This window comes from Nitrosophilus sp. (assembly GCF_982775275.1).
Genome location: NZ_CEXZHP010000227.1, coordinates 1 through 2,237, shown reverse-complemented (window position 1 = coordinate 2,237; position 2,237 = coordinate 1). Strand labels below are relative to the sequence as shown.

Sequence of the window (2,237 nt, the reverse complement as noted above, 5' to 3'; positions counted from 1 at the left end):
ATTGCCGGTCCTCCGAGATTTGCGCTAAAACTATATAAACCAGCACTGTTTGCCACCCCTCCAAATATTCCATATTTAGCACCTATTTGATAAGCTTTTTTGCTGCTTATTTCCACAATTTTTGCTTTTACATAAACTTGTTGCCTATCAATATCCAATATTTCAATTACTTTTTTTAACTCTTCAAACTCTTTTTGACTAGATAATATTATTAAGGTATTTGTTGGAACATCTACCGTTATAGAGGGTTTATACTCTTTTTTATCATACATTTTTTTAGAAATTAAATCGTTTAAAACTTTTTGCAAATCATTACAATCTGAATTTTTTAATTTTATTATATGAATAGAAGGTTTTACAATATCATCTTTTTTATCCAATCTCTTTATATAATCTTCTAAAATTTTTATCTCATTAAAATCCCCTAGTATTATGAATGTATTTGTTGATTCATTGGGTATTATTTCTAACTGTTTTGTTTTTGTATCTATAGGAAATAATGATTTTGATATTTTTTCAATCTTTGGATATAGTGATAAAACGTTTGCGTTTTTTAAAGAAACAAATTTAATATCTTTTTTTCTTTTTTTATCCATTATAGATATAATTTTTTTTATTTTTTTCAAATTTTTTGGAAAATCGGTAATTATTATAGTATTTGTATCTTTTACTAAAGTAGCTTTTCCATTTCTACTAATCATAAAATTGATAGATGAAAATATTTTAGAGGCATCTACATATCTGATTCCTATAATATCCGTTTGGATCTGATTAATTTTGCTATTACCATAAATCGGAGGCGCTTCTTTCAAAGCGTCTTTGCTTTTTATCACTAAAAGATATTTTTGCGGAGTCTCAATTATAGTATAGCCTTTAGTTTTTAAAACATTTATCAATAAATCATAAATCTCTTCTTTATTTATCGGCTTTACGGAGATAAAATTTACTTTTCCATTAATATTTTCTGGAGCTAAAATATTTTTTTTTGTGATTTTTGCAACCATTTTAATAAAATTATTTATAGTTAAATTTTTAAAATTTAAAATAATTTTTTCTTGATTTGCAAAAAGGTTAATAACCAATAAAAATATTATTATTAATCTATTCAATTTCATAATAAATTTCCCTTTTTTCTCCATTTCTTACTAAATTTATTTGCATAGTTTCAATATCTTTATCTGTTAATAAATCATTCAAAAAAGATATATTATCTAATGATTGACCATTTATCATATAAATAATATCTCCGATATTCAACCCAAATTTTCTAATTGGAGAATATTTTTTTAAATATGATATTTTATATGCTACTTTGCCATCATATTCTACTTTTTGAATCCCTATATCTTCCAATAAAAGATCAAACTTTTCTTTCAATTTTTTAATTTCTGATTTTTTTAATTTAATATATTCTTCTATTTGGTCTTTGCCCGAAATCTTTTGAGAAAAAATCTCTTTTTCAAATTTATCTTCTAAATATAAGATATACTCTCTATCCTTTTGTAAAATAGCATAATTTTTTCCTATCTTTTTTAGGGTATATCCCTTATATTTTTCATTAAGTTGTAAAAAAATCTCTTTATTGTTATCCGAAATTATAATAAATCCTTCATTTTCATTTTCAAGATATATAGCTTTTAATGATAAATTTTCCAATTCTTCAAAATTTAATATATTTTCATTTATATTTTTATTATTTTTTTTATCATTATTACAAAATACTTTTGATATTTTTATATTATAAATTTTACTGTTTACATTATAACCAATATGTTCTGTCGGAGTTTTAGGTAAAAAAATATATAAAATTGAATTTATAAATATAGCCAAAACAAAAGAAGAAAAAAGTATAAAAAAATATTTTTTAAAAATTTGTTTCAATATAATAACCCTTGTCATCTTTTTTTATTTTAAAAAAATTTTTCAATTTTTTAATATTTAAACTTTCTAAATTTTTAAAATATATTATAATTTTTTTATTAAAAAGATCGATTTTACCGTCAAATTTTAACTGCTTTGAGTTTGAGAATATTTTTATATAGTTAGGTTCAAGCAAAGAGTATGTCAAATTTAGTTTTTTAATATCTAAATTTTTTTCAAACCTATTTTTTAAATTATCAATTTCGATTTTATTATAAAAAATATACGGAAATACTTTAATATTTTCTATATACGCAATTTCTAAGCCTTTAAAGATAACATTAATATTTTGGATATTAAAAGATAGATATTTGCTA

Annotated in this window: 3 protein-coding genes; all 3 read right to left on the bottom strand. The window is 21.1% G+C overall.

Features of this window, described 5'->3' with window-relative positions:
* A partial coding sequence (locus AC30RD_RS08555; RefSeq protein ID WP_489494081.1) for a secretin N-terminal domain-containing protein occupies positions 1-1,115 on the bottom strand: 1,115 nt, incomplete at its 3' end.
* The gene (locus AC30RD_RS08550; RefSeq protein ID WP_489494080.1) at positions 1,102-1,881 is read right to left on the bottom strand and encodes a hypothetical protein; all 780 of its coding nucleotides are present in this window, start codon (positions 1,879-1,881) and stop codon (positions 1,102-1,104) included. The genes AC30RD_RS08550 and AC30RD_RS08555, both read right to left, overlap by 14 nt.
* The coding region (locus tag AC30RD_RS08545; RefSeq protein WP_489494079.1) for a hypothetical protein at positions 1,865-2,237 on the bottom strand (373 nt) is incomplete at its 5' end. The genes AC30RD_RS08550 and AC30RD_RS08545, both read right to left, overlap by 17 nt.